The organism is Halioglobus sp. HI00S01, assembly GCF_001635445.1.
GTDB classification, from domain to species: Bacteria; Pseudomonadota; Gammaproteobacteria; order Pseudomonadales; family Halieaceae; genus Halioglobus; species Halioglobus japonicus.
On sequence record NZ_LWEE01000333.1, the window covers coordinates 1 to 215 of the forward strand.

Annotated in this window: 1 protein-coding gene; it reads right to left on the bottom strand. The window is 62.8% G+C overall.

Annotated features, from left to right (window positions below; all coding sequences use genetic code 11):
• The coding region (locus A3709_RS24225) for a hypothetical protein (protein ID WP_197484333.1) at positions 1–215 on the bottom strand (215 nt) is incomplete at both ends.

Here is a 215-nt window from a genome sequence, read left to right on the forward strand (position 1 = left end):
CTACCAGGGCACTCATACTGAAGCCGATAATGCCGATGCGGTTGGTGTCGATTTCGGGACGAGATGCCGCCCAGTCGATCAGCCGACGAACGTCGATGGCCACCGCCCGAAAACGCCCCGCACCAGCATCGACCTCGCGGCGGAACTCTGCCTCGTCCTGGATATCGGCGATGTGGAACCAGTCGAACAGGGCGCCGTCTCCCTGCATCCACAGG